This is a genomic window from Oribacterium sp. HCP3S3_B9 (assembly GCF_052064255.1).
Classification (GTDB): domain Bacteria; phylum Bacillota; class Clostridia; order Lachnospirales; family Lachnospiraceae; genus Oribacterium.
On the sequence record NZ_JBQHVY010000019.1, the window covers coordinates 1 to 26,310 of the forward strand.

Here is a 26,310-nt window from a genome sequence, read left to right on the forward strand (position 1 = left end):
CGCTATAACCTACCAGGCCTCCCGCCCTGTCTTCAGATCCGACGATATTTGCATTTTTGATACTTGAATTCGTGATAGTCAGCTTTTTTGACTGACCCGCAAATCCGCCAGCTATTTTTTTGCATGCTACCCTCAAATCGCCATTGATATCTGTTTCTGAAATAGTAACATCACTGTCGCTATAACCTACCAGGCCTCCCGCCCTGTCTTCAGATCCGACGATATTTGCATTTTTGATACTTGAATTCGTGATAGTCAGCTTTTTTGACTGACCCGCAAATCCGCCAGTTATGTTTTTACCTTCTACCCTCAAATCACCATTGATATGTGTTCCTGAAATAGTAACATCGCTGTCGGTATAACCTACCAAACCTCCCGCCTTGTCTTCAGATCCGACGATGTTTGCATTTTTGATACTTGAATTCGTGATAGTCAGAGTTTTTGACTGCGCTACAAATCCACCAGCTATGTTTTTTCCTGCCACCGTCAAATCCCCGGTAAAGTTTACAGAGTTAAACGTAACTGTATTTTCACCGTAAGCAATCAATCCTCCTGCCTTATCAGACTTTGACGTAAATGAACCGTTTTCAACATCCAGATTCTGAATCGTGATTGCGACTGGTGTCTGCGCAAAAATTCCGGCCATTCCGCTCTCTTCATTAACCCTTATACCGCTGAGTTTATAATTTCGATTGTCTTTTGCATTCCATGCAGAATACAACTCTATATTTGTATTCGAATTAAGCGGTCTGAAGCAACCTGTCGCATTATTATGCCAGTTTCCATTCTGATCATATACATTAAGATCACTGCCGAGTTCTTTCGTGAATATCTTCGTATACGAATCAGGCCCTGTCACCAGTGACGGGTTGCTCTCATACGACCAGTAGATATTATCTGTCTGAATAGCGCCCTTGATTTCATCAGTATACCCGGATATTTCCGGCGACAGATTTTCGAGATGTCGTGCATTATCAATCTGTGCATACCAGGTATTATTATATGGCACCAGCCCCAATCCTGAATTTCCGGCATCTGAATAATATGGTTTAACAGCAGTTATCTTATTTATATTATGTTCATCTTCTGCATCCGATGGCTTAAGATAACCGAACAGACTATTTGTTTCAATCGCAGTTTTGTCGTCAAACTCCACAGAAACGCTGTTACCATTCACCTTTGCAGGTGCCACAGATACCTTAATATCCTCTCCAGGAGTTAATCCATCACAAACGCTATTAAAGTTTCCTCTCGGATTTGTAATGTCGTCAAGATAAAACTCGATAGTCTGAATCGTCGTTCCGTTTTCTAGCTTTACCGGCACGATCTTACATATATTTTGCTGATTCATATTTGAATCAGATGTTGTCTTTATAATGCTATTCGCACTTACCAGTGTGAAGTATCCAGCAGTATTCTTCACATGTAGCAGAAAATACTTATCTTTGTTACTGCTTACACCATGGACTTTGATTTCATAATACAGGTCCCCTGCGATTTGGTTCATCCCCGTATCGATCCGTACCGTCAGTCGGTTTCCATTATCGACTTCAAACTTCGATTCGCCCGTCTTCTGCATCGCCCAGTCACCGACATGTTCTTTGATAAACCACGGGAGATCCTTATCGTCCACACTTGCTGCGCAAAGATGACGAACTGTATTCAGCGGATAAGATGTCTTATCCATCACCGGATGAGCTGCTGTCTCCGTCGCACCCATCAGTGTACGGTCATAGGCGGTCACCTGACGGCGGTTCTGTCCTTCTGCAAGCTGGGCCTTTTCGATATCTTCACCTTCAGCGTCTTTTCCATTATGCGTGCCGATGGCATAGTAATTCTTCTTACCATCCGCAGTCTTCTGGATATTCGGAGTACCACTTCCAGCGAAAGAATTTGAATTTGCGTCACCAGAAGACGAGTACGCCGATGCCGTTGAATATACCGCATCCATGTAGACATTATCTGTGGTCATGCCGATAAAGCCACCGGCATAGCCGCTCGCCTGAACATTATATCTTCCTGCGCCCTGATTCTTCAGGGCAGATCCCTCTACTTCCGTATCGTACGTACCGTCCTTCGTATGTCCGCCGGCATAGCTCTGCACGATGGTGGAGCCTTCAGCTGCGCCACTCACACTTCCGATGAGTCCACCGGCAGCGCTTCCGCCCTTCACATAAACGGCGGCGGCTGAATTTTTGACCTTGAGCATTCCGCCGCTCACGAAGCCGATGAGACCACCAGCGACACCCTTGTCAGCGGTTGCCACAACCTCCACGTTCGAGTCATTGTCCGCATTATAGGTCTCTTCATGATAATATGCGAGGACACCATCCACCGTCAGATCCTCACTCGTCTTGCCGAGAAGCATACCTGCATTCGCAGATGTACTTGTCTCTGGAATCTTATCACTACGAAGCACCAGATTCTTTACAGACAGCGCACTCGTCACCGTGCCGAAGATACCTGCATTGGCTTCTGCTCCATCTGCGTGATACCCGGCAATCGTCAGATCATATATCTCATGACTGCCACCATCATAGCTCAGTGGATAGTCCACATTTGCAGCGATGTATGTTTTAACAAATGTTCCTGAGCCATAAATATGTTGACCATCATGCAGTCTGTCAAATGACAACATCGTGATATCGTTTTTCTGCACTGCAGTAATGTTCACCACATTGTAGTGCCCACTCGTAGTATCTTTTCCGAGCGCAGCTGTAAAGCCCGAGACATTGGCACCCAGGTTCTCGAGATGACGCAGATTTTTGATATAGATCTTTGTATCGCCGGTAGAGTTCGTCGTTTCATTTACATCGTCAAACAGACTGCTGACGGTATACTTCGCGGATTCCTTCGGTGTAGCAAGCGCTGATGTAGAGCTTGCGATCGCGCTGATAATGATATTTTCGCCAGGGATAAAATCGCTTCCTGCTACATCAGGCTTGAATCTACACTCGTTAATAAGCTGACTGAAACGATATTTTCCGTCACCTGTAATGTCATCGATCGTCACGTCAAACGTTCCACTCGTATATCCGTCGCCGGCGCCGGCATTCCGATCCAGAAGTCTTCTTGCAGTCGTTCCGCTCTGCTCACCAGTGATGACCAGTGTGATATTATCTGTATTTTTCGCTTCACGCACGAGTACATGCAGCTTATTTTCGTTCTTCACTTCCAGCTTCGGTGCTTCGAGTGTTTCGGTCGGGATGGCTGCGCTGCCTGCGGTACCGGTGTAGCAGCCGACGATGGCGGTGACATCATCCTTCTGATAGATCTTGCGTTTCGATTTGTCATTATAGATGTCCTTGATGTTCGAAACGTCGTCAGCATCTAAATTGATCACCGCTGCATTTCCGAAGGAAGCATTGCCCGCGCCGGAATAGAGGACGGCGACGACGGAAGCGGATTTCAGCTCATAGACGATGGCATAGTTTCCACCGGTGGCGACCGTTTCATCGAGCGCACCGAACGGCAGCATCATCTGAAGGATCGCACCACTGCCCGAGGGCGTACAGCTCTCGATGCCGCTCGTCACATTATGAATCACATAATAGTATTCACCGCTGGCATTGTCCGCATAGGCAGAGACAGATTTTGAATCCAGCTTCGTGCCGATGGCCGACGTCGACGCGCTCCCCGACTCCTTCGCTTTTTCCGCGAGGCGATCGAGGTCGCCAGAGGCCTTCGCGACGCTGAGGTGATTCTGTGCGGCGATGAAGATTTCCTTCGCGGTGCCGTCCATCTCCATCAGGCGGAGATTCTTCTGGTACTGCGCCACCGAAACGAAGGTGACACCCGCGAGGATGAGGATGATCGCGACGGTGACCAGCACCTCCGCCAGCGTGAAGCCTTTTCTGTCGAGTCTTTTCTTTATTGCATTTGTCATTGAAGTCTGTTCCATTCCGTGTTCTATATTGAACGCATCACAGTGACGCGGTCGCATACGTTTTCCACTTTATTTTAAGTTATTTTCCTCTAATTACAATCAAAAGAAGCCGAAATGCAAGATTTTACCAAAATTTCGCTGATACTTTACTTCCCTAGAAAAAGGATGCCCGATTTCTTTCCGCCATCCTGCATCGGTCATTTATCGCCATTAGAAAAGGATGCCTGATTTCTTTCAGACATCCTGTATCGATTGTTTATAATCATTTGTCGTTCACGAGCAGCACCTTGAAGCTGGCGCGTGCCTGCACGGTATCGGTGCGTGTGTCCTTTGCGACGAGCTTCGTCACGGTGATGACCTTCGTTGCAGGATCCCAGGAAAAACCACTGTCGGCATCCGTGTCAAAGCATACGCAGAGGTCGCTGGTGATGGCGCTGTCGCTGAGAAGCGGCAGGCTCGTGCTGCTGGTCCCGGTCCCATCACCTGCGGTATAGGTCAATGTAAAGCCCCGGTTCGCTGTGCCCGTTCCGTTTGTGCCATTGCCCCCACCAGTCGTGCCGACATCTGCTGCGCCCTCGGTCGTTCCATTCGTACCACCGGCTGCTGCGCTTGGGTCGGTCGCCGCTGTGCCCGACGCGGTGCCCGGATTCAGCGTGATCGTCTGCTCGCCGCTGTTCAGATTCTTAAAAACGATCGTCTGGCTGTTTCCGAAACCTGTTCCTGTCTCAGAACCATTTCCTACGCTCTCCGGATCCGCGAACGCGAGCTGATCCTTCATCAGGGTGATGGTGGTGGTCAATGCTGTCTGCGCGTTGGCATGTGCGACGACTTTTCGGTACACCCGCTGTACAGTCGCAGCGCCGGTCGTGATGATGATGCCGACGAAGCCCATGATGAGCACCGTGGCGAGCATCTCCGTGAGCGAAAAGCCCTGCCGCTTATTCAGTTTATGAAGAAGTTTCTGCTTCATCTGTTCTGCTCCATCCGCCTTCATCAGTTCTTTGATTTATACTCTGCGACCGCGAAACGCTCGATACCACTCGTGCTGCTGCCGGTATCGCTCGGCTGATTCGTGGCATAGTTTACATCTATCTTTCCATCGTTATGCCTGTTACTGATACCATACGACATGGCACCGCCATTTGCCTGCACGATTTTTACCGTGCCGGAACCTTTTTGGATTTCGCCTGCATCATCAGCCGCTCTGGCTTCGTCCGCTGCACCGCCGGTTCTGGCTTCACCTGCTCCTTCTGTATCCGCAGGCATCGCCGCCCCGGTTTTACTGCTGCCTGCAGTACCACCGTCAGCCATCGCTTCTTCCATCTTCGTTTCGCCATCATAGTACTCGTCCATGATGTGCTCACTCTTCTGCAGTATACGCTGGGAAGAGGTGATCATGCTGGCGAAGAGGATCATCGCAGCTGCAGCGATCAGAACGGATACCAGGGTCTCGGTGATGGTCTCGCCCTTTTTACTTTTCAGTTTGCTTTTTAACTTACCAGACATTTGTACTCGTATCCTTCGTGATCTGCGGGTTTCCCCAGGTGACATAGCTGTGACGCGTTACGGAAGTGCTTTCCGTGCTTGTCGTTGTGTCCTCCGCTGTTTTACTTTCTGTGGTCGCGTTTCCACTCCCATCCTCGGATGTTCCGTTCGAGCTGTCAGACTGTACAGATCCTTCCTCCGCATCCAGTGTCAGCATCAGACGGTATTCATTGCCCTGCTTTTTCGCACCGGCGTCCAGGTGGTTTTTGATATACGCCTTGATATTTCCCTGCCCGTTCATGACGATACGGACATCGACCGGAAGGGTGCTTGCAACACTACCGGGAAACGTAAATCCATTCAGCGATGCCGTCATGGTGAAGGTATCGGTATACACATGATCGGTTCCATTCATCAGCGGTGATGTAAACGCCTCCTGTGCATCCGAATACGTTTTTCCATACAGCTCATCCTTCGCTACAAAGCTGTCAGAACCATTCGTTGTCTTATGAACATTGGTTAAAGAACCAGTACGTTTCTGCGCTGCCCCAGCTTCATTTTTCGAAGTACAGGTCAATGCATCGAGAAGATATACCTTATCTCCTGTCGCATCTACAAATTTCAGCTTGTTCGTATGCGCGTCTTTTGTCCCATAAACGAACGTCGGCCTGGAATAGGTATACTCTATTTTCGTTTCTTCGACGATCGTATCATCCGATGTGTCGTCTGGCGTGCCACCATTATCCGTCTTTGTCGTAACGGTCGTGGTTTTCATCTCCGTCTGCTTCACGCCGATCGTCTCTCCGTCGATTTCATCCCGGATCAGCTTCGCCGCTGAAACCACCGCGTAGTAGTTCTGGTCGCTGGCCTGCAGCTCACTTAAACGTCCGGTGCTGGTCGTGGCCGCGGCGAGGATGACGGAGCCGGCGGCTGCGCACATGATAAAGAAAAGGAGTGCAACGGTGAGGGTTGCGCCGCTTCGATCACATAATTTCCGCTGCACTGCATTCATCGCTGCTCTCCTTTCTGTAAAGTTCTTCTGTTTACTTCTTCGATGCGCACGCATTCCTTCTCTTCTCCCACCCGGCGACTTCTGTCCACCGACCGTCATCGAACACCTGAACAGCACTTAGAAGCCTGCGCCTGCGGCGATCGTATCTGCGGCATCCCCAGCGAGGGACTCGGCCATGGTTTCCAGGCTGCTCTGTGCGAGGTCGAGCGAGGAATTACCGAGGCCGACAGAGCTGCTCTGCACCGCGCTGCCGTCACTCGTGGTGAGGCCGTTCGTGGTGGTCGCACCGTTCAGGGTCTCGTAGAAGGTGACGCTCATGCTGCCGCTGATCGTCGCGTTCTCGAGGTTCGCATACTGCTGCATCTTATCAGAATCCGCACTGACGCTGATGTCCTTGATGAGGCAGCGGTAGGCACAGTCATGCACCTGCTGGATGATCCGGCGCGCGATCTGATAGTTCGTCGCAGTGAAGCTGATATTGATCGTCCGACGCACAGCGTCATCCGTCGCCACCGGCTGCTCGAAGCTGAAATTGAAGCTCGTCGCCTGCGCGAAGATTGTATTGAGCGCGGCCGACTCGGCCTTCAGATTATCATAGGAAGCGACGATGCCGTTCACTTCCTTCTGTCCGTTTTCGATATCCTCCTGCATCTGCTTGATGATGGCGGATTTCTGCTGCTCCATCTCCATCTGCTGCTCGAGCACCGTCGTGTCCGCCGCCGCGATGCGTTCCTGCACCGGAAGCCGCACGAAGCGGTAGTACACGAGCCCCAGCAGGATCATCACCAGTACGAGAAGAAGGACTTTCTCACGTTTCGTAAAAGCTCTGTTTAACATTCTGTCCTCCCTCAGCCTAACGGGCTTCCGCCCTGGATCGTGATGCTGCCGCCGGTAAACGGGTTATCCGTCGGTGTGTCAATGTTGGCGGACTGCTGCTGTACGGCGACGGTCTGCGGCACGGCTGAGGTCGGCTGCGGTGCGGCGGCCTGCGCTGCCTGTGTCGCCTGGCGCTTCGCCGCTTCCTCTGCGGCGCGCTGCGCTGCTGCACGCTCTGCCTTCGCCTGAGCGGCCTCGGCACTCGTGCTCCCGGTGCCTGCATTGGCCGAAGACGTGGTCGTGCTCAACGCCGCCTCGGTCTCACCGATCTGGTCCGGGCGTGCGTTCTGAATGCTCGGGATATAAGCGTTCTGGCCGGTTGCGGAGCCGTTCTCGCCGGCATCGAGGGCCTGATCGCCGGTCGCGGATACCTCACCGGAGTTGAGGGCTGCACGGACCTCCTCCGGGGTACGGAAGTAGATCGTCAGCTGACCGGTCACGAAGAGCGGCTGATCCGGGGTGCCATCCGCAGAGAGCGACAGCTTATCCTTGTCCTCGTCGGTCGCAGCGGTCTGGGCCGTCACGTAGCTCACGTACTCGGAGCCCTCGAGCGAGAGGATGATATCCGGGAGACGCTGCGCGTCGGTCACACCGACGGTGATCACGGCGATGTTGTCCTGGATCTGGATGGTCTGGATGCCACCCGCCGCATGCACACGCTCGTCGATGACGTTCAGCATAGTGACGCGGTCCTGACGGGAAAGCTCCTCGTCGTTGAGATAGCCGTTGCCGTAGTGGGAGTAGTCGGCACGCACACTCGCGTACTGGCTGTTCGCCTCCTTCATCTTCTCGAGGTTCTGCTCCATCCGGCTGTAGTTCGCCTCCGCGGCATCAGCACGCGCGAGCTGCGCTGCCACGCCGTAGCGGGAGAAGAAGTACAGGAAGATCATGAACAGTGCGAAGAGAACGAGCGTGAAGACGCGGTCCTGCGTGTCGTGCTCGCGGTACATGAGGTTGATGGTTTTCTTCGACGGGTACTTTCCGCTCCGGCCGATCTGCACTTTGCCTAGTTCTTTTAAGTTCGTCAAACCGGTACCTCCTGTCTCGCCAATGTCTCCTTGATTTCATCGTCACTGAGCGCGCGCACCTTCGCCTCCGGATCGAGCGCGACGCCGTAGCTCTGCGGGCTCAGGAGAAGCGCGGCCTCGAGGCCCGGCTCGGTATACGGCATCAGGTCGGTGAGTGGGCGCATCGGGAGGTTCATTGTCTCCTCGATGGTCGTGAGAAGCGCAGGATAGTTCGCGGCACCACCGCAGTAGTACAGGGTGTCGATCGTGTTGTTCGTGTTACTGTAGCTGTAGAAGTTCATCGCACGCATGATCTGTACGGCACTGCTCTCGTAGAGAGCCTCCATGTTCTCGTGCGCGAGAACGTCGTCCTGATTCGACTCGGCGGCGAGCTGGCCGATGTGGACATCGGTACCGCGGATCTCTGCAGCGATCTCCGCGATGCGTCGTGCGCCCGGCTCGAGCGGTCGAGTGACCTCGTAGACACCGTTTCGGAAGAAGTGGAGCTTGAAGCTGCGATCGCCCATGTCGAGAATCGCATAGTCCTTCGTATCCGGCACACGGAACAGGGCGTTATAGCGGCGGAGTACACGCTGGAAGCCAAGCACATCCGGCACGAGGCCGACGGCGTTCAGCTTCGCATGCTTCGCGAGCGTCCGGTAGCGGTCGATCAGTTCACGGCTGCATGCCACCGCGAGGAGCTTCATCGTCTTCTCACCCTCCTCGATCACGGCATAGTCGTAGAAATACTTCTCGGTCGGCTCACTGATGTAATCATGGAACTCGAACGGAAGGTTCAGCTGGAGCTGCTTCACGGTCATGCGCGGCAGATCGACGACACGCATGTAGACGCCGCTCGACGGCAGGGTGAAGATGACATTCCGACAGTGGATGCCGTGGCTCCGAAACGTTTCCTTCAGAAAATCCGCCATCGCATCCCAGTACTGGACCATGCCGTCCTTCACGATATTATCCGGGAGCGTCTCGACGAAGACGTCCTTCAGCTCTCCCTTTACGATGTATGAAATCTTGATTCGGTAGTTTCCGATGTCGATACCGACGACTTTCGTGATTTTCATATATTCCTCATCTGTTATAGGCACATTTTTTCACAATATGAGTCCAGTATACCACGCCACGAATTCACTTCCAAATAAAACAGAGAGGAAAACGGCGATGGAAATGGACGGGCCGAATGGAATCTTATCCTTTTTGAGTCCGAGCGCGATAAACAGCCCCACGAAGCAGCTCAGCATCAGGTTAAAAAGTGTCACACCCGGTCGCATATAGAGCCCGGTCATGAACAGCAGTTTAATGTCTCCGCCGCCGAGGCTCTCTTTTCCCGTGAGCTTATCGAAGACGAGCGAGATCAGCAGCATCAGGAAGCCGACGCCGAAGGCGCTGACGAGCCCCCACTTGAGATCCGTAAGGATCCACTGGGTGATCGGGATGTGGGTGGTGAAGACAGAGCCGGCACCGGCGGCGAGTGAAGCGCTGCCGGGCTGAAGCCCTGCCACAGCCAGCATGATCCGGCCGAGCCCATCCTGGAGTCCGGGAGCATTGGCCAGCGGTAAACGTGCGCCTGTGATACTGAGCGCCTCGGTGAGACCCCGGCCCTGCGTGCACGCGATGAGCGGCAGGGTGAGGAGCCACCAGAGGATGCCCGCGACGTGGAAGCGATCCGGGATGAGGAGGGTCTTCTGGTCCACGAGACTGAGCCCCATCAGGATCACGAGAAGCCCGAGATAGCGAAGTGCCACGAAGGAGAGATCGAATTTATAGACGATCGCTGTGAAACCAAGCCCGAGCACGAGCTCCACCCAGGTCGACTCCGCGCTGAACTTCGCCCCGCAGTAACGGCAGCGACCGCCCGAGCGAAGATACGAGATGATCGGGATCAGATCGCCGGCCACGAGCGCATGCCCGCAGACATCACAGTGCGAGCGGCCACGCGCGACCCGCTCATGATGCACGAGCCGCCACGCCACACAGTCGATATAGCTCCCGAACACCGTCCCGAAAAGGAACGCGAGGATGAGGATGTAAAGCATGATAAGCGGCGTAGTCTGGTACATGAGGCCCCGTTTCTGAAAACATTCTGTATACATTAAAACCGAAGTGATTATAGCATGCACCGGCGGATATATAACAGTTTTTTTGATGGATTGCGACATAGATTTGCTGATTTTTCGCTGTTTTGATAGAGCATCGCGCCCTTGACTGTATAGTAGCTATATGGTTTAAACTAGAGTCAGCATAAAAAAGATAAGGAGTGCTTATCGAGGGCACGGCACTGTACCACTGGACCAGATTCGATGCGATCCTGACAGACGCCGCGGAGAGCCCACGAAGAACACGATAAGCAGAAGAATGATGAACTGTTTTGAAAATAAGATGACCTACCCGCAATTCCTGAAGTATCTGATCCCGTCGGTGCTGACCATGATCTTTCTGTCCTTCTACACGACGATCGACGGCTACTTCGTCTCGAAATACGCAGGCTCCGACGCACTCGCGGGCATCAATATCGTGATTCCGGTGACCTGCGTCATCTTCGGAACCTCCGTGATGCTCGCCACCGGTGCGGGCGCCATCATTGGCGAAAAAATGGGGCAGAAAAAGGACCACGAGGCGAATCAGATTTTTACCTTCATCACCCTGGTCCTGCTCGTCCTCGCGACTTTCTTTACGATTTTCGGTCTCGTCTTCCTGAAGCCGGTCTGCCGCTTCCTCGGCAGCAGTGAGCGTCTGCTCGCGCATGTCCTGCCGTACGCGAAGGTCATCTTCCTCGGCAGCATCCCGATGTCCTTCAAGCTGTTTTTCGAGTACCTCGTGCGGACCGACGGCAGTCCGAAGGTCGGGCTCTGGATGTCGATGACCGGCCTCGTGCTGAACGTCATCTTCGATTACATCCTCGTCGGCGTATTCCGTCTGGGCACGTACGGCGCGGCCTGGGGCACCACCCTGTCGATCACCGTCAGCGCGCTGATCGGCCTCGTCTACTTCCTCCGCTTCAGCCATATCCGCTTCTGCCGCACCCGGATGCACGCCGACGTGCTCGTGAAATCCTGCACGAATGGCAGCAGTGAGATGCTCACCGAGATGTCAACCGGCATCACGACCTTTCTGTTTAATATCATCATCCTCCGGCATTATGGCGAGGACGGGGTCGCGGCGGTCACGATCATCATGTATCTCTACTACTTCTTCATCGCGTTTTACATGGGCATCGCCGTGGCGGCCGCACCGATCGTGAGCTTTAACGTCGGCGCCGGAAATCCCGCGAAGATCCGGGAGACGCTGCGCTACAGCTTCCGGACCATCGCCCTCACCTCCGTGGTCGTCATGGCCATCTCGCTCGGCCTCGGTCAGCCGCTCATCCACCTCTTCGCCGGACCCGGTCACGTGTTTGACCTCACCTGGGAGGGGCTCCGACTTTTCAGCCCGGTCTTCCTCTTCATCGGATGGAACGTCTTCCTCTCCGGCTACTTCACCGCCCTCGGAAATGGCTTCCTCTCCGCCCTCATCTCGACCCTCCGCTCGCTGATCCTCGTGGTGCTCTTCATCCTGCTCCTCCCGAAGCTCATCGGCGTGAACGGCATCTGGCTTACCATGCCATGCGCCGAAGCCGTCACCATCTTCATCTCCGCATACTGCTACCGGGCGCACGGCCGCGCCTACCTTGCATAAGGGGCAGAAACAACCGGGGGCCCGGAGGGCCGGCTGTTTCACATCCCGCTCAGTACTGCGAGTTCCAGAAGAGCGTTTCACCTTCCGGGGCGTCCTCGGCGATGTGCTCGCGCTCCTCGCCGGTGAGGGCCGCCTTCTCTTCCGCGGACATCATCGTATAGTCATAGTAGTAGAGCACCGGGCCGCGCCAGCGTACCATCGCGAGCTGCCCGTCCTGCGAGAAGCTGATGGCGAGGAACTGCGCGCCATCCGGATCACCGAGGCCCGTCACGTTCTGACGGATGTTGTCGAAGAAGCTCCGGTTGTGCGTGACATCGTTGCTCGTGGTCGTCGTACCGTCATCGAGGCGGCCGATCGCCTTCCGGTAGCGCTCGTCGCCCCGGTTCGGCACGCCGCTGGCCCCCGTCTGCGCCTGCCGGTTCTGAAACGCCAGTGAACGCCCATAGCCCTTCAGGTCTACACGATCCTTCGCCGGGAAGTGATCCCGTGTATACACCTGCTTCGTCTCGGCATCATAGTAGTACACTACGGCCCCCGGTGCCCCGTCCATCAAGTACTGCGTCTTCGCGCAGGCCACTGCCTCATCGACTTCCTCGCAGTCGTAGGTCATCGCGATATCCTGCAGATGCCGCATATAGCCCTCTACCACAAACATCAGAAGCACCAGCGCGATCAGCACCATCAGGATATAGTGCACCGCCGCCAGGCCCCGGCGGTCACGAAGCCGCGCGCGGAATTCTGTCTGAATCATCTAAGCCTCTTTCCTTTTTACATTTTTACTTTCTAAGTATACCGTCCGAAGAGACATACAACAACGGAATATTTCGGTTGAACCGAAATGTCTCTAGACTGATTTCGTTTGAAACGAAATGTTACTGTTCTTAGCGAAATGTATCGCAATTCATTTCGCTCGAAACGAAATTCCAGCAGAGTTAAGCGCTTCGTTTACCGCAAACAGCGTTCCACCACTTCCTCCGGCAGCTCCGGGAAGGAAATCATCGCCTCCGGTTTCGCCGGGTGCGGCGCGATCCACTTTTCCATCCAGATCATGTCGTACCAGCGGTCGAACTTATAGGCGCAGGCATGGAAGTGCCCGACGAGCTGATAGCCGAGGTGCGCATGGAAGTCCGGACTGTTCGTGTTCAGGTACGGATCTTCGCCAATGTCGACGCCGCCGTCTGCAGAGCCCTCCCGGAGGTCTTTTCGTGTCCGGTCAGCCGTGTTCGGGTCGCCGATGCCTATATGTGCATCCTGCAACCGATCGGCAGCTGCTACTGTGTTCATCGTCCCCGGGTACGCGATGCAGGCATTCACGCTGATGATGTTCATCGCGCGGAGAATCGCCTCCAGCCGCTCGTACAGCTGCCGCCCGAGCCCGTGCTTCCGTGCACGCCGGTCGACGTAGATCGAGGTCTCCACGCTCCAGTCGTAGGCCGCGCGCTCATGCAGACGTCCGACATAGGCATAGCCAATGATGAGCTCGGAAGTCCTGTGTGTCCCGGTAACATCACCGGCACCAGCACCGGAAGCCGGCGCAGACGAAACCGAAGCGCCATCGACGTGCGCAGTGTCTGCATTGGCCTCTGCGCGGTCTATACACGAAACCGAAGCGCCATCGACATGCCCGGTGCCTGCATTGGCCTCCTGCTCCTCTACCGCGACGATGTACGGATAGGTCGCCAGCGTGTGCGCGATCCGCGCACGGAACGCCTCGACGCTCGGCACCTCGTACTCGAAGGTGATCGCCGTCTCCTCGACATACGGCGCATAAATCGCCAGCAGCGCCTCCGCATCCTCCGGACGCGCCACACGAAATGTCCGTTCTCCCATGCTGTCTCCTCTCCTCGCTTCCCCGGGGTCTGACCCCATAAACTTGAGTTTAGAATCTGTTTAGAAAAATTTAATGGGGTCAGACCCCATAAACTCAGAAGCTGTTTAGCGCTCGTGCTTTTCGTCGCGATCATCCTTCAGGATCCCGCGGTCAGCGAAATCCTCCATGACAGCTCTTGAAAACGCTGCGAGTGCCTCGGAGCCGCGAGCGGTCTTCTGCTGCCGGCCCCACACAGTGTTGAACGACACACCGTGCGTCTTCCAGTCGTCGCCCTCGTTCGAGGCATTGAGCAGGAGCGGCTGGAGGTTGTCCATCGCATGCGCGTACTTCGCCTCCGGCGTCTCGTAGGCCTCGAACTCCTCGAAGAGTGCCCGGAGCTCATCGCGCTGATCCGCCGGCAGCAGTGCGAAGATACGGTCCGCCGCCTTCTCCTCACGCTCCCTCTGCGTCTTCAGCCCCTCCTCGTCGTAGGCGTAGGTGTCGCCCGCGTCGATCTCCACGATATCATGGATCAGGCACATCATCATGACATGCGCGATGTCGACCTCGGTGTTGCTGTACTCGCGAAGCAGGTACGCCATGATGGCCATGTGCCACGCATGCTCCGCATCCCCCTCGCGACGCCCGTGATTTGTCAGATGCGTCTGCCGGTAGATTTCCTTCTCCTTATCGATCTCCAGGATGAACTCCCGCTGCTTCTCGAAACGTTCCTGATTCATTTACATTCCTTTCCTGCGTCTCTTTATGGGGTCTGACCCCATAAACTTCAGTTTAGATTTAGTTTAGAAAAATTTAATGGGGTCAGACCCCATTAACTCCCGGCTGCGTTACGCCAGGCGGCGCTGCTTTCGGAGCGCCCGGTAGTACATGGCGATCAGCGTGCCGCCGGTGAGCACCCACGAAACCGGGTAAACGCTCATCAGCACCTCGTAGGTCGGCACGACGCGGAAGGCGGTCAGAAGCCAGATGATCCGGAAGACGACGGTGCCGAGGATCGTGATGACGGACGGGCTGATCGCGTAGCCCATGCTGCGAAGGACGCCGGACGGGGTGTCGAAGAGGGTGCAGAGCCCCTCAACCGCCATGACGTGGTACATGCGACTCACAGCGTAGTCGATGGCGACCGGATCCGTCGTGTAGAGTCCCGCGAATTCGCGCGCCCAGATCGTGAACGGCAGCGCCAGCAGCTGCGTGAACAGGATGGACTGGAGCATCGTGAGGCGGAAAACGCGACGGCAGCGGCCATGCTCGCCCGCGCCGAGGTTCTGACTGTAGAAGGTTACCGCGGCCTGCGCGAACGCGGCGCAGATGTCATAGGTGAAGTACTCGAAATTGAGGCCCGCGGCCGCACCTGCGATGGCCTGCGCGCCGAAGCTGTTGACGCCGGCCTGAACGAAGATGTTCGAAACCGAGAACACCGACTCCTGCACGCCCGCCGGGAGGCCGACCTGCAGTACGCGCTTCATGTACCTCGGGTGCAGGCGAATGCAGTCGATCCGGAGCCGAAGTGGCCCTTCTTCATGGAGCAGCGTGCGGAACACCAGCGCCGCCGAGGTGAAGTTTGCGAGGGTGGTCGCGAGCGCGACACCCGCCACGCTCATCCTGAAGACGACGACAAACAGAAGATTCAGGATGACATTCAGGACACCGGCGAAGATCATGTACATCAGCGGGCGCTTCGTGTCTCCGATCGAGCGGAGGATCGCCGCGCCGAAATTATAGAGTGTGATGAACGGGAGCCCGAGCATGTAGATGCGGAAGTACAGCACCGCCATGTCGAGAACCTCCACCGGCGTGCCGATGGCTTCGATGAGCGGGCGTGCGATGACGAGGCCGATGCCCATCAGCAGGAGACCGCCCGTAATGGCCATCGCGATGACCGTGTGGATGGCATCCGACACCTCGTCCATGCGCCCGCTACCGATCAGCGTCGCCACGACGACATTCGGACCGATCGACGCACCGACCAGGAAGTTCACGAAGACACCCACGTTTGCAACATTGGCACCGACCGCCGCGAGAGCATCGCCACCCGCGAAACGACCGACCACCGCCACATCCGCCGAATTAAAAAAATGCTGCAGGATACTGCTCGCTGCCAGCGGCAGTGCGAACAGTACGAGCTTCCAGAAAAGCCCGCCATGCAGCATATCGATCTTGTTTGGATTTGTTTCCACCGGCACACCCCCGAAATTTTAAAACTTCGTTGATGATACTACTTTTCCGAGCAGATAGGAATAGTCAAACGAAATGGGCGTCTCTATCTAAGAATTTTGGTTCCACACTTATCGCAGAATAAAGCTCCCTCTCTTAGTCTTGTTCCACATTTCCGGCAAAACTTTATTTCAGGTGACGGTTCATCCTTTTCAATTTCATCTGATATTTTTTTATCTTCTACTCTTTCAGCCATAGTTGGTTTCACTTCAAGAGCAACTATCTGATTTTGCTTTTCAGTGATTCTATCCAGCTTATCTGTTAAAGATGCATTATCTATTCTCTTTATCTCTAATTCTTTCTTGATCTGATCCTCTACTTCTATTTCATTTTTTGGATTTTCTTCATAGTTCAAATTTATTTCTGAATTTATATGAAATTGTTCATCCGGAACCGTTTCAATATCAGGATCAATACTATGTTTTTCTCTATCTTTCCTTTGTAAAATATAGATTGCCACAAAAAACCACACCCATGCTGTATGCTTTTCAACCATACTGTGAGGAGCTATTTTTAAAGCAATTAATAGTTCAATAACTGCAATAATCAAATATATCCCAATTGCAATCAACCATGAATGCCATTTTTTATTGACTGGATGTTTTAATATACGATATCTTATAAGATACGCAGGAATACAATAAATTGCAGCGCTCACAACTACCAGAAGGAACCATAGGAGCGGATCATCAATCAGCAAGTAAGAAGCGTTTCTTCCGTAATCAAGGGTAAGAACCGAAGCAGCTATTTCACTATTCATTTTATGCCTCCTATTATTTAGCCAATACACGCCTCAATAGAATTTGCCATATAAGCTGCCTCTTCTTGCGATTTCAAATCAGTAATCCAAAACATCCCATTTGTTATGGTCTGTGTCACCACTGGTGAAATCATCACCTCATCATTTACCATAATATAAACCTGGTTATTAAGATTCTGTTCAGTAGCTGTTTCTAATTTCTTCGTTCCTTCATCCGTAAAGCTTAGTTTCACTGTATATTTAAATTCCCCATCACTTCCTTTAAAAGATTTCCAACTGACATCTGAAACATCCTCACCTGTAAGAAGAACGCTTCCATCTTTATCAACAATTTGAAATCCTTTATTTACGACCGGAGCGATAGTACTATCTTGATTATCCAGTTTTTCCTCGGTATACGCAGTTTCCTTATTAGTATTGGTTTCTGACTTCTTTATACCCATTACGCCAACCATTATAACTATAACGACTATTACGATTGCAATAATAGAAATCACAGGGTTTTGCTTAATTTCCTTTTTCGGTTTATCTTTTGGTATTTCCGCCCCACAATAAGGACAGAAATCCGAGTCTTCAGGTATCTTTTGTCCACACTTAAAGCAATACATTCATCCCCCTTCTCAGTACTTATTACTGAAATATTACTAAATCAACTATGCGCTGAAATTCATTTTATGATGCATAACATGCAATTTCTCATAAAATCACTAAGGATTGCAGTTACCGCAAGGAGAGTATCCTTCTGACACAAGTTCCGAATGTGATTTATAAGTAAATTCGAATGTCTCCGTATTATATGCATTATAAGCCGTGCCACAATCAAACCGATGGAATTTTCCGGATTTCATATTAATCACATACGTCGCACCTTCTGGTGCATCAATCCAATTATCATTCGGCTGATATTCTCCCACGCTACCAGTCTTAGATGACTGCTTGTTTGTAGATACTGCTTTCGTTTGTCCGTTTACTGATTGCGTACAGAAATCCATATTCCAAAGCCAAATAGGCGATACGATAGCCAGTAAACATAGCAATACAGACAAGAGCAACACGCCTCCATAGACCCAAGTGCTTTTACTCTTTTTCAGAAGCGGATCCGTAAAAAATCCTGTTATTATACAGATTACAAAGCTGACTATCCAAAAAACGATAGCATAGCTTCTAGCACTATGAATCCAGTAGATGCCGACCTTATAAATAGCCCAGTTTTCAATATATTTAAGAAACGCATCTGATAGATAACAGCCAATCCGCATTGGAAAATATGCAATTTGTAAAATGACCGCTACTCTCGCTAACCCTTTTTCAAAAAATCCATCAGAAGCGCCATGACAAAAACATTCCTTTAGAAGGTTAACCACCGATAGAAATGCCACTGGAACAACAACTGCGATAGCCACAAATGAGACTGCAAGAATTATGAATCCCATTATCCCAATACAAATCATTTATTCTCACCATAATAACCATGTTCAGAATTTCGTGACCACATTTCAAACATCGTTTCATGGTTGAGCTTTATATACTTCTGAATTTTTCGCATATCGGCATCAGATACTTTACCTTTATGCTGAATAATCGTATCTCCATCTGGTTTAACAAAAAGTTTTGCGGATCCTCCCTCTGTCAATCTTGCATCACTGGCATGGACATGCATACATTCAATCACACACTCCATCGTATAATATAGATAATACCCTGCGACTTTGAATGGAAAATACTTAGGCATCACTATCCTCCATGAATTCCTTATTCTTCAGATAGTAGGCTTGAACTTTCAGTAATGTAATGTCATCCATAGTTGTTTCAAGCATTTCTCCATCCTTTTGTAACAGACATGCTTCTTCTGGATTCTCTAAATTTAGAACTCTTATGAAGCCCTCCTGATCTTTGGTAAAAGAATATCCAGCAATAATCATATCCGCCTTATCTGCAATTCTCTTAAGTTCTTTATCCGGCATACCGCACCTCAACTTTCTTAATCGGTGAAAGAAATTCCTTCGCATTTATATATAATCTCTCGAGAACAGGCACGAGATCAATGTAGTCTTCCACCTCTTCTGCACTATGCTGATATTTCGCATCTACGACCAGATATCCTTCATCCCATTCCTTGACTCTTTCGATTCGCTCTAAGCTATACGGCCCCCTGAAACGTATCGTTCTGTTTTTCCATGAGAAGATAATATATCGCCCCTTGCTTGATAAGAATGCCGTATCTGTACTCATACCATTCTCCTGTTCGTTTCATCTATCAGTAACAATCCACTCATACGGTATCATGTATATTATACGATTTCTGTCCTTGGTCCTCAAGCAACGATATATTACAAAAGGCCACAGTATTCCTGCGGCCTTTACATTTTTATTAGCTTTTATTTTGTGTTCTCGCCGTTTTACAGCAGTCCTCTCGCCATCAGCATTTCCTCGACGATTTCCACGGCTTCGTACACCATGCCGTCGCAGTGTGGCTTTTTCTCCGCCGGGCTGTGTACCTCCTCGCGGAGCAGGTCGCGGCAGTCGGAGAGGCCGCCATGGAGGTCCTTCATGCGGCGCATGAATTCTGCGGACGCTTCTGCGTCGCCGGCGTCATAGAGACCGAGGGCCATGAGTCCGCCGGTGATGGCGCCGCAGGTGAGGCCTGCACGCATGCCGTTTCCGAAGTTGGCGGTGATGGCGGTGGCCTGCGCTGCACTTATGCCCTTTTTCTCGGCAAATGGGATGAACACCGCCTGCGCGCAGTTGTAGTGTGTCGTCGTATCATCGCGAAGCGCGTGGCTCCGCTTCATCATTTCAGTCATCTTATTTCATCCTCCATACAGAACATCAAAATCATTTCAGCACATTCATGCTGTACTTGTGGCTCTCCGGGATCTCCCGCTCCGCATACACCTCGTCGGTCTGTCCGAGGATGATAGAACCGGTCGGCACGAAGCCCTCCGGGATATGCAGCTTCGCCACGAGTTCCTCGTTCTTCACGAGCGCACGGATGGCACCATAGATGTCGCAGTGACCGACGCCCTCCTCAACGGCAGCGAGGGACATATTCTGGATGACGATGCCTACATTGGCGCTTGCCACGTTACTGGTCTGGCTCGAGGACACGAGGATCATCATCGGTGCGCCATAGAGCGGGTGGCGGGACGGGTCTCCACTCGCGGCAGCTGCATTGGCATCGATCTCATGAAGAAGCTTCGGATTCGTAATCACGGTGAGATGGATGCTGTCGTAGCGTTTCATGCCGATCGGTGCCTCGTACGCCGCGGTGAGAATGCGCTCGAGCTGCGCGTCGGTGATACCTTCACCCGTATAAGAGCGGATGGACTTTCGAATATTCAGTGCCTTATATAATTCCATGATGATAGCCTCCTTTTGTTTGTGCTTCCTATATCATAGCAGAAATGGAGGACTTCCAATCCTGTTTATTAAAAAATAATGAGGCATCCCTTCTGAAGTTTATGGGGTCAGACCCCCCTTACGAAATCCCTCAGCCGCGCTTCGCGTGGAGGCCGAAGTCGATGATCTTCGCGACGAGCTCCGGAAAGCTGATGCCGGCGACGCGGGCCGCGTCTGGGACGAGGCTCATCGCGGTCATGCCCGGGAGGGTGTTGACCTCGAGGACGATCGGGCCGCTCGCACCGACGATGAAGTCGATGCGGGATACGCCGCAGAGGTTCAGCTTACGGTAGACCTTCTTCGCGATCTCGATGGCCGCCGTGCGATCCGCCTCACGGATCCGCGCCGGAATGATGTGGTGGCAGAGCCCCTGCGTATACTTCGCCTTATAGTCGTAAAACTCACGCTCTGAGGTGATCTCGATCTCCGGCAGCACCTGGAGCTCCTCGTTGCCGATGATCGGCACCGTGATCTCCGTGCCCACCACGAACTTCTCCGCGAGCAGCTGGTCCTCATACAAGAAGATGTCCTCGATGGCCTGCGGCAGCGCCGACGCCTCCTTCACGATCTCGACGCCGATGCTGGAGCCCTGGCATGGTGCCTTCAGCACCGCCGGCAGTCCGATCTTCTCGACGATCCGCGCCGCGATCTCGTCCATCGTCATCTCGCTCTTATGCACCGCGATATACTCCGACGTCGGAAGTCCCGCCGCCTTCAGCATATTCTTCGTATAGATCTTATCCATGCCGACCGCACTCGCGCCGACACCCGGACCGGTATACGGAATCCCCGCAAGCTCCAGCACACCCTGGATGCAGCCGTCCTCGCCGCCCTTGCCATGCAGCGCGAGGTACGCGATCTCCGGTTTCATCGCGAGGAGCTCGCCGATGTTGTCATGGTGCAGATCAAACAGCGTCACATCCGTGAAGCCATACTCCTTCAGCGCCTCAAACACCGCCTGTCCACTCCGAAGCGAGATCTCCCGCTCCGTCGAAATCCCGCCATATACCACCACGATCTTCAGATCCTTATTCATAGCTTCATCTCCTTCAGAATATTAAGCCGATTATAGCGCACGCCCATTCATGCGTAAAATGATTTATATCTCTATTATTGATGCGGCAGGCGCATAAGCGTGCTCACGGATTACACCGTTTGCACGGCGCATAGCCCTCGCTGATGATCTGCTCCCGTGACTCGTTCACATCTTTCCGATTTTTCGGGCTGATCGTTTCCACACTCGAGCAGCTCGGCAGGTGGAACTTGTGGCTGTTCGTGTTCAGCACATAGCTCCCCGCCGTCGTGCCCGCACCCGCTGCGCCATCTGCGTTCCCGCCGCCTGCATTGGTCGACGCGATGGCCACGGCGTTCTTCGCAGTGCTGAAGTTGATCGTCTGGCCGTCACTGACGGCAGTGATTTCACCCTGCATATCGGTGCGGAAGGTCGTGACACCTGCATCCCGCAGCCGCGACAGCACCGCCTCCGTAGGATGACCGTAGCTGTTGCCGGCACCGACGGAAATCACGGCATACTGCGGAGCGACTGCCCTCAGGAACGGATAGGAGGTCGAGGTATCCGAGCCGTGATGGCCGACCTTCAGCACGGTACTCTGAAGGTTCACACCGCTATTCAGAAGATCCTGCTCCTCCGCGCGCTCCGCATCGCCCGTAAAGAGGAAGGAGGTCGCACCGAAGCTCACTTTCAGAACGATCGAGTTATCATTGCTGTCCTCCGCACGGTGTAGCGGCCCGAGGATCTGAATCTGCGCACCGCCGAGTGCGAAGGTCTCGCCCGCCGTCGGCACCGTGATCTGCTTACCCCGCTGCGCCAGATACTTCACGAAGCTCTGGAATGTCTCCGTCGTGCCTGTCGTCTCCGGGCAGTAAGCTGTCCCGACCGACGCATAGTTCAGCGCACCCGAGAGCCCGCCGATGTGGTCGGCATCTACATGCGTCGCCACGATCACATCGAGATAGCTGAGGCCATGCTGCTGCAGCCACGCATATATATAGGAAGATTTCTCCGGCTTGCCGCCATCGATCAGCATCGACTGACCGCCGCACTGAATCACCGCCGCGTCGCCCTGCCCGACATCAAGCCAGGTCACCGTCAGCGTCCCCGCCTGCGCGATCCCTGTGTTCCCGGTCGCCTGCGCTGCCCCGGCACGGCCACTATCCTGCCCGCCGCCTGCATTGCCCGCCTGCGTGGCGGCTTCCTCCGAAGCCGGCGATGTCGCCGCCTGCGCCACATGCTCTCCACTCTCCGGCTGTCCCGACGTCTGCAGGACCAGCACCGCTGCGAGCACACAAAAAACGGACAGGAGCACTGCACCCATCCGCTTCATCCGATTTCTACCCCTCTGTTTTTTCATACCATGATGCCTTCTTTCTTCTGCTGCACATATTCTAGCGCGACCATCCCCTCCATGTCCACGTGTTTTCAGACACACCACTGCATCATTTCCCCTCTTGTGTTACTGTTCGCTCGTGGCTCGGCGGACAGCAGCCGGAATCCGAGCCACGCCTGCACATCATCGATTCTGCACAAATACTGATACAATTTTCACATCCGATTCCATGCGCTCCCTCGACTTTTTCGGGTATCAATATCGTCTGCTGAAGTCCGCTTCCCCATGGGATCCGACCTACGTCGAGTTCTATCGCTCTGAGAAGACGCTCGTGGATCCGGTCTCCCACTGGTTCTCTCTCGGTGGCGATCTCTGGGAGCTCCAGCTCATGCCGAACAGCGCCTGGGCAGCGAGCACAGCAGCTACGGACGCCTCTTCTATGTGCTCATCGAGGATGAAGCGAAGCACCAGAAGTACTATACGCTATGATGTAAAAGGTAGGGACCCGGAGGGCAGCCATCGAATACACTGTGTATTCGGTGCCTGCCCTCCAGACTCCTGTCTTTTCTGTAACTTACAGGCTCTTCAGCTCTGCGCTGAGCTCTTCATTCGCGGAGTAATCCACCGGCGTGTCGATGATCACCGGTACCTTCTCCTCGAAGCCCTTCCGAATGGCTTCAGAGAGCTCCGCCGCGGAGTTCACACGCACACCCTTACAGTGCATCGCTTCCGCGAGCGCCACGAAATCCGGATTCGTGAAGTCGACGAAGGCCGCACGACCATACTGCTCCTCTTCCTTCCACTTGATGAGGCCGTACTCGCTGTCATGGAAGATCACAACGACGAAGTTCACACCGAGCCGTACCGCGGTCTCCAGCTCCTGCGAGTTCATCATGAAGCCGCCATCGCCCGTCGCCACCAGCACACGACGCTCCGGATAGACCAGCTTCGCCGCGACGGCACCCGGCACGCCGATCCCCATGCTTGCGAAGCCGTTCGAGATGATACAGGTCTCCGGCTTGTAGCAGCCATACAGACGACCGATCCACATCTTATGCGCACCGACATCCGAGATCAGGATGTCCTCCGGATCGGAAAGTGCCTTTCGGATATCCGCCACGATGCGCTGCGGCTTCATCGGGAAGGCATCTGACTGCACCGCCTCCTCGATGGACTCCTCGAAGCGCTCCTTGATAGCGAAGGCCCAGGTCGGCTCCTCCTTCGCCTCCAGCAGCTTCCCGAGACGCGCGAGCGAGGAATCGATCTCACCATTCACCTGGACCTCGCACTGGTAGTACTTACTGATATCCGCCTGCCAGTTCGAGATATGCACGATCCGATGATTCCGCTCTGCGTTCCACTTCGACGGCTTCAGCTCCATCAGATCATAGCCGATACAGATGACGAGATCCGCCTCCTCAAACAGCCGGTTCACATAATCCCGCTGCGGGATACCGATGGTCATCATCGAGTAGCGGTTGTCCGCCGAGACGATGCCCTTCGCCATCATCGTGTTCACCACCGGAATGTGCAGCTTCTCCGCAAACTTCGTGATCACCTGGGACGACGCATAGTGAACTGCATTGTTGCCGACGAAAATCAGTGGCTTCCGCGCCGTACGGATCGACTCCGCCGCCATCTGGATCTGCGACTCCTCGGCCTCCTGCTGGCAGACCGCATCCTTCATCAGCGGCATCTCGAGCCCACTCACCTGCATCTTCGCGATATCCACCGGGAGGTCAATGTGGGCGGCCCCCATGCGACCGGCACCACCCTCCGCGTACTTGAAGGCGAGACGGACGATTTCATTGACCGTATCCGGACGCATGACCAGCTTCGTACGCTTCGTGATCGGCTCGAAGATCTTCGCAAGGTCGAGATTCTGATGGCTCGTGAGATGCATCTGATCCGAGCTGACCTGACCGGTGATCGCCACGAGCGGCGCACCATCGAGATTCGCATCCGCCACGCCCGTCACGAGATTCGTCGCGCCCGGTCCCAGCGTCGCGAGGCACACGCCCGCCTTCCCAGTGAGTCGCCCGTACACATCCGCCATGAACGCTGCGCCCTGCTCATGCCGCACCACGACGAAATGGAGCCGCGGCTCGTCCGCGATCGCCTGCACAAGCTCCAGATTTTCCTCCCCCGGGATACCGAAGATGTACTTCACACCCTCCGTCACCAGACACTCCACCATTAGTTTCGCCGCTGTACGCATAACGCTCTCCTCCATCCAGCATCACAAAAAGGCGCTCCAGGAAAAACCTGAAGCGCCCTTGCTTAAAATCACTTTATCATCTTCATTTTATGCCTGATACATCATCAAGCATTTCTGAATTATAGCACGCAGATACTGATAATTCCATGCGTGCACAATTCAATTTCGATATCGGAGTCATAACAGGGCGTTGCTTTTCTAATTTCTGCTTTACAGAAATTGAACTCACTGATATATTTGATTCCAGCAAAGGGGAGTAAAGGGCAGTCATCTCGGATCGGTTTGGGGCGCGACTGCTGCATGGCAGCGTCAGCACGGCGGAAACGCCCGATGTCATGTGTTCGCTTGAGACTTTTGTCACAGTTTAGGTCTGTGGCAGGGTCTCTTTTTTTCTGCCACGATGTTTTTCAGGAGGTAGAACATGAACTTTTTGAACACATTCGCTGCACTGTTTGCCAATGCAGGCAACCTGCACTGGCAGATGGTGGTCATGTGGGCCATCGGCGGCCTGCTGATTTATCTCGCCATCGTGAAGAAGATGGAGCCGAGCCTGCTGCTCCCGATGGGCTTCGGTGCGATCCTCGTAAACCTGCCGCTGTCCGGCGCGATCACACAGGGCGACACCGTCGGCCCGATCACAGCACTTTTCGACGCAGGTATGTCGAACGAGCTCTTCCCGCTGCTCCTCTTCATCGGCATCGGTGCGATGATCGACTTCGGACCACTGCTTGAGAAGCCGTGGCTCATGCTCTTCGGTGCCGCGGCCCAGTTCGGTATTTTCTTCACACTTTTCGCTGCCGGCTTCTTCTTCGATCTGAAGGATGCGGCATCCATCGCCATCATCGGTGCGGCGGATGGTCCGACCGCGATCTACGTCGCAAACGTCCTGAAGTCGAAGTATCTCGGTGCCATCATGGTCGCAGCCTACAGCTACATGGCCCTCGTACCGATCGTGCAGCCGCCGGTTATCAAGGCACTCACCACGAAGAAGGAACGTCAGATCCGTATGCCATATCAGCAGGGCAGCGTCAGCCAGCTGACGAAGATCCTCTTCCCGATCGTCGTAACCATCATCGCTGGCATCGTCGCACCGACCAGTGTCGCCCTCGTCGGCTTCCTCATGTTCGGTAACCTGCTTCGTGAGTGTGGTGTACTGAATTCCCTCAGCGAAACAGCGCAGAGTGTGCTCGCAAACCTCATCACCATCGTGCTCGGTCTCACCGTCGCAGGCCAGATGACCGCCGACCAGTTCGTTCGTCCGGACACCCTGCTGATCCTCGCCCTCGGCCTCGTGGCCTTCGTCTTCGATACCGCCGGTGGCGTGCTCTTCGCGAAGCTCCTGAATCTCTTCCTTCCGGAAGGCAAGAAGCTGAACCCGATGATCGGTGCCGCCGGCATCAGCGCCTTCCCGATGAGCGGCCGTGTCGTGAACAAGCTCGGCCTCGAGGAGGACAATCAGAACTTCCTTCTGATGTACTCGATCAGTGTCAATGTTTCCGGCCAGATCGCATCCGTCCTCGCGGGTGGACTGATTCTGACCCTGATGGCGTAAAGAGAATTTCGTTTCGTGACGATGACTCACGA

The 26,310-nt window shown here is 53.7% G+C and carries 25 protein-coding genes and 1 pseudogene; 2 read left to right on the forward strand and 24 right to left on the reverse strand.

The features are described 5' to 3' along the window. The 9 genes and pseudogenes from ACTNC3_RS09245 to ACTNC3_RS09285 form a co-directional block, all read right to left on the reverse strand. Positions 1-3,748 (reverse strand): hypothetical protein (locus ACTNC3_RS09245; RefSeq protein ID WP_441227279.1); only part of this gene is annotated, 3,748 nt, incomplete at its 3' end. 45 nt (positions 3,749-3,793) lie between these two features. Continuing rightward, positions 3,794-3,943, reverse strand: a pseudogene (locus tag ACTNC3_RS09250) (prepilin-type N-terminal cleavage/methylation domain-containing protein); the annotation flags it as partial. A 205-nt stretch (positions 3,944-4,148) separates the two neighbouring features. Beyond that, positions 4,149-4,856 carry a PulJ/GspJ family protein gene (locus ACTNC3_RS09255; RefSeq protein WP_441227236.1) on the reverse strand — a complete coding sequence of 236 codons (708 nt, stop codon included), beginning with the start codon at positions 4,854-4,856 and terminating at the stop codon, positions 4,149-4,151. A 23-nt stretch (positions 4,857-4,879) separates the two neighbouring features. Further along, positions 4,880-5,392 carry a hypothetical protein gene (locus ACTNC3_RS09260; RefSeq protein ID WP_441227237.1) on the reverse strand — a complete coding sequence of 171 codons (513 nt, stop codon included), beginning with the start codon at positions 5,390-5,392 and terminating at the stop codon, positions 4,880-4,882. Next, positions 5,382-6,383, reverse strand: a complete 1,002-nt coding sequence (locus ACTNC3_RS09265; protein WP_441227238.1) for a hypothetical protein — start codon at positions 6,381-6,383, stop codon at positions 5,382-5,384. The genes ACTNC3_RS09260 and ACTNC3_RS09265 overlap by 11 nt, the downstream gene beginning before the upstream one ends. 117 nt (positions 6,384-6,500) lie before the next feature. Continuing rightward, on the reverse strand, positions 6,501-7,220 hold the full coding sequence (locus ACTNC3_RS09270; RefSeq protein ID WP_441227239.1) for a hypothetical protein: 720 nt from the start codon (positions 7,218-7,220) through the stop codon (positions 6,501-6,503). 11 nt (positions 7,221-7,231) lie between these two features. Further along, a complete protein-coding gene (locus ACTNC3_RS09275; RefSeq protein ID WP_441227240.1) occupies positions 7,232-8,287 on the reverse strand; it encodes a hypothetical protein in 1,056 nt (351 codons plus the stop codon). Then, positions 8,284-9,345 carry a pilus assembly protein PilM gene (pilM, locus tag ACTNC3_RS09280; RefSeq protein WP_441227241.1) on the reverse strand — a complete coding sequence of 354 codons (1,062 nt, stop codon included), beginning with the start codon at positions 9,343-9,345 and terminating at the stop codon, positions 8,284-8,286. Before pilM ends, ACTNC3_RS09275 begins: the two co-directional genes overlap by 4 nt. Before the next feature lie 30 nt (positions 9,346-9,375). After that, entirely contained in the window at positions 9,376-10,341 is a 966-nt protein-coding gene (locus ACTNC3_RS09285; RefSeq protein ID WP_441227242.1) for a prepilin peptidase, read from the reverse strand. A 298-nt stretch (positions 10,342-10,639) separates the two neighbouring features. On the opposite strand from ACTNC3_RS09285, the gene ACTNC3_RS09290 reads away from it, so the two are divergent. Next, the gene (locus ACTNC3_RS09290) at positions 10,640-11,956 is read left to right on the forward strand and encodes an MATE family efflux transporter (RefSeq protein ID WP_441227243.1); all 1,317 of its coding nucleotides are present in this window, start codon (positions 10,640-10,642) and stop codon (positions 11,954-11,956) included. 49 nt (positions 11,957-12,005) lie between these two features. Here the strand turns inward: ACTNC3_RS09290 and ACTNC3_RS09295 are convergent, their stop codons facing one another. From ACTNC3_RS09295 to ACTNC3_RS09365, 15 genes are all read right to left on the reverse strand, one after another. Further along, the gene (locus ACTNC3_RS09295) at positions 12,006-12,707 is read right to left on the reverse strand and encodes a hypothetical protein (RefSeq protein ID WP_410043801.1); all 702 of its coding nucleotides are present in this window, start codon (positions 12,705-12,707) and stop codon (positions 12,006-12,008) included. 194 nt (positions 12,708-12,901) lie between these two features. Continuing rightward, entirely contained in the window at positions 12,902-13,786 is an 885-nt protein-coding gene (locus ACTNC3_RS09300) for an N-acetyltransferase family protein (protein WP_441227244.1), read from the reverse strand. Between the two features lie 105 nt (positions 13,787-13,891). After that, positions 13,892-14,506, reverse strand: coding sequence for an HD domain-containing protein (locus ACTNC3_RS09305; RefSeq protein WP_410043799.1), 615 nt, complete (start codon positions 14,504-14,506; stop codon positions 13,892-13,894). A 108-nt stretch (positions 14,507-14,614) separates the two neighbouring features. Further along, positions 14,615-15,964: an MATE family efflux transporter gene (locus tag ACTNC3_RS09310; RefSeq protein ID WP_441227245.1), complete on the reverse strand. Its 1,350-nt coding sequence runs from the start codon at positions 15,962-15,964 to the stop codon at positions 14,615-14,617. 83 nt (positions 15,965-16,047) lie between these two features. After that, complete coding sequence (locus ACTNC3_RS09315) at positions 16,048-16,761, reverse strand: zinc-ribbon domain-containing protein (RefSeq protein WP_441227246.1); 714 nt, start codon at positions 16,759-16,761, stop codon at positions 16,048-16,050. 17 nt (positions 16,762-16,778) lie between these two features. Next, positions 16,779-17,369 (reverse strand): SecDF P1 head subdomain-containing protein, encoded by a 591-nt coding sequence (locus ACTNC3_RS09320; protein ID WP_441227247.1) that lies wholly within the window; start codon positions 17,367-17,369, stop codon positions 16,779-16,781. Between the two features lie 99 nt (positions 17,370-17,468). After that, positions 17,469-18,164: a hypothetical protein gene (locus ACTNC3_RS09325; RefSeq protein ID WP_441227248.1), complete on the reverse strand. Its 696-nt coding sequence runs from the start codon at positions 18,162-18,164 to the stop codon at positions 17,469-17,471. Between the two features lie 44 nt (positions 18,165-18,208). Further along, positions 18,209-18,493: a DUF4160 domain-containing protein gene (locus ACTNC3_RS09330; protein WP_178798739.1), complete on the reverse strand. Its 285-nt coding sequence runs from the start codon at positions 18,491-18,493 to the stop codon at positions 18,209-18,211. Further along, positions 18,486-18,725, reverse strand: a complete 240-nt coding sequence (locus ACTNC3_RS09335) for a DUF7723 family protein (protein WP_441227249.1) — start codon at positions 18,723-18,725, stop codon at positions 18,486-18,488. Before ACTNC3_RS09335 ends, ACTNC3_RS09330 begins: the two co-directional genes overlap by 8 nt. Then, entirely contained in the window at positions 18,715-18,993 is a 279-nt protein-coding gene (locus ACTNC3_RS09340; RefSeq protein WP_441227250.1) for a DUF7724 family protein, read from the reverse strand. The genes ACTNC3_RS09335 and ACTNC3_RS09340 overlap by 11 nt, the downstream gene beginning before the upstream one ends. Positions 18,994-19,160: 167 nt before the next feature. Further along, positions 19,161-19,565 (reverse strand): C-GCAxxG-C-C family protein, encoded by a 405-nt coding sequence (locus ACTNC3_RS09345; RefSeq protein ID WP_441227251.1) that lies wholly within the window; start codon positions 19,563-19,565, stop codon positions 19,161-19,163. Between the two features lie 31 nt (positions 19,566-19,596). Further along, positions 19,597-20,121: a nitroreductase family protein gene (locus ACTNC3_RS09350; protein ID WP_441227252.1), complete on the reverse strand. Its 525-nt coding sequence runs from the start codon at positions 20,119-20,121 to the stop codon at positions 19,597-19,599. Positions 20,122-20,251: 130 nt separating this feature from the next. Continuing rightward, a complete protein-coding gene (locus ACTNC3_RS09355) occupies positions 20,252-21,196 on the reverse strand; it encodes a D-alanine--D-alanine ligase (protein WP_441227253.1) in 945 nt (314 codons plus the stop codon). 103 nt (positions 21,197-21,299) lie between these two features. Further along, positions 21,300-22,532, reverse strand: coding sequence for a ComEC/Rec2 family competence protein (locus ACTNC3_RS09360; RefSeq protein ID WP_441227254.1), 1,233 nt, complete (start codon positions 22,530-22,532; stop codon positions 21,300-21,302). Positions 22,533-23,082: 550 nt separating this feature from the next. Next, complete coding sequence (locus ACTNC3_RS09365) at positions 23,083-24,726, reverse strand: acetolactate synthase large subunit (protein ID WP_441227255.1); 1,644 nt, start codon at positions 24,724-24,726, stop codon at positions 23,083-23,085. 421 nt (positions 24,727-25,147) lie between these two features. On the opposite strand from ACTNC3_RS09365, the gene ACTNC3_RS09370 reads away from it, so the two are divergent. Next, positions 25,148-26,278 carry a sodium ion-translocating decarboxylase subunit beta gene (locus tag ACTNC3_RS09370; protein ID WP_410043790.1) on the forward strand — a complete coding sequence of 377 codons (1,131 nt, stop codon included), beginning with the start codon at positions 25,148-25,150 and terminating at the stop codon, positions 26,276-26,278. Positions 26,279-26,310: the final 32 nt, after the last annotated feature.

Excerpts from the sequence above, each read along its gene's own strand:
- ACTNC3_RS09330 (WP_178798739.1), bottom strand. The coding sequence starts at position 18,493 with ATGCCTAAGTATTTTCCATTCAAAGTCGCAGGGTATTATCTATATTAT.
- ACTNC3_RS09355 (WP_441227253.1), bottom strand. The coding sequence starts at position 21,196 with ATGAATAAGGATCTGAAGATCGTGGTGGTATATGGCGGGATTTCGACG.
- ACTNC3_RS09315 (WP_441227246.1), bottom strand. The coding sequence starts at position 16,761 with ATGAATAGTGAAATAGCTGCTTCGGTTCTTACCCTTGATTACGGAAGA.
- ACTNC3_RS09295 (WP_410043801.1), bottom strand. The coding sequence starts at position 12,707 with ATGATTCAGACAGAATTCCGCGCGCGGCTTCGTGACCGCCGGGGCCTG.
- ACTNC3_RS09305 (WP_410043799.1), bottom strand. The coding sequence starts at position 14,506 with ATGAATCAGGAACGTTTCGAGAAGCAGCGGGAGTTCATCCTGGAGATC.
- ACTNC3_RS09270 (WP_441227239.1), bottom strand. The coding sequence starts at position 7,220 with ATGTTAAACAGAGCTTTTACGAAACGTGAGAAAGTCCTTCTTCTCGTA.
- ACTNC3_RS09320 (WP_441227247.1), bottom strand. The coding sequence starts at position 17,369 with ATGTATTGCTTTAAGTGTGGACAAAAGATACCTGAAGACTCGGATTTC.
- ACTNC3_RS09290 (WP_441227243.1), top strand. The coding sequence starts at position 10,640 with ATGAACTGTTTTGAAAATAAGATGACCTACCCGCAATTCCTGAAGTAT.
- ACTNC3_RS09345 (WP_441227251.1), bottom strand. The coding sequence starts at position 19,565 with ATGACTGAAATGATGAAGCGGAGCCACGCGCTTCGCGATGATACGACG.
- ACTNC3_RS09360 (WP_441227254.1), bottom strand. The coding sequence starts at position 22,532 with ATGAAAAAACAGAGGGGTAGAAATCGGATGAAGCGGATGGGTGCAGTG.
- ACTNC3_RS09365 (WP_441227255.1), bottom strand. The coding sequence starts at position 24,726 with ATGCGTACAGCGGCGAAACTAATGGTGGAGTGTCTGGTGACGGAGGGT.
- pilM (WP_441227241.1), bottom strand. The coding sequence starts at position 9,345 with ATGAAAATCACGAAAGTCGTCGGTATCGACATCGGAAACTACCGAATC.
- ACTNC3_RS09300 (WP_441227244.1), bottom strand. The coding sequence starts at position 13,786 with ATGGGAGAACGGACATTTCGTGTGGCGCGTCCGGAGGATGCGGAGGCG.
- ACTNC3_RS09285 (WP_441227242.1), bottom strand. The coding sequence starts at position 10,341 with ATGTACCAGACTACGCCGCTTATCATGCTTTACATCCTCATCCTCGCG.
- ACTNC3_RS09340 (WP_441227250.1), bottom strand. The coding sequence starts at position 18,993 with ATGAGTACAGATACGGCATTCTTATCAAGCAAGGGGCGATATATTATC.
- ACTNC3_RS09265 (WP_441227238.1), bottom strand. The coding sequence starts at position 6,383 with ATGAATGCAGTGCAGCGGAAATTATGTGATCGAAGCGGCGCAACCCTC.
- ACTNC3_RS09260 (WP_441227237.1), bottom strand. The coding sequence starts at position 5,392 with ATGTCTGGTAAGTTAAAAAGCAAACTGAAAAGTAAAAAGGGCGAGACC.
- ACTNC3_RS09335 (WP_441227249.1), bottom strand. The coding sequence starts at position 18,725 with ATGCCGGATAAAGAACTTAAGAGAATTGCAGATAAGGCGGATATGATT.
- ACTNC3_RS09255 (WP_441227236.1), bottom strand. The coding sequence starts at position 4,856 with ATGAAGCAGAAACTTCTTCATAAACTGAATAAGCGGCAGGGCTTTTCG.
- ACTNC3_RS09350 (WP_441227252.1), bottom strand. The coding sequence starts at position 20,121 with ATGGAATTATATAAGGCACTGAATATTCGAAAGTCCATCCGCTCTTAT.
- ACTNC3_RS09370 (WP_410043790.1), top strand. The coding sequence starts at position 25,148 with ATGAACTTTTTGAACACATTCGCTGCACTGTTTGCCAATGCAGGCAAC.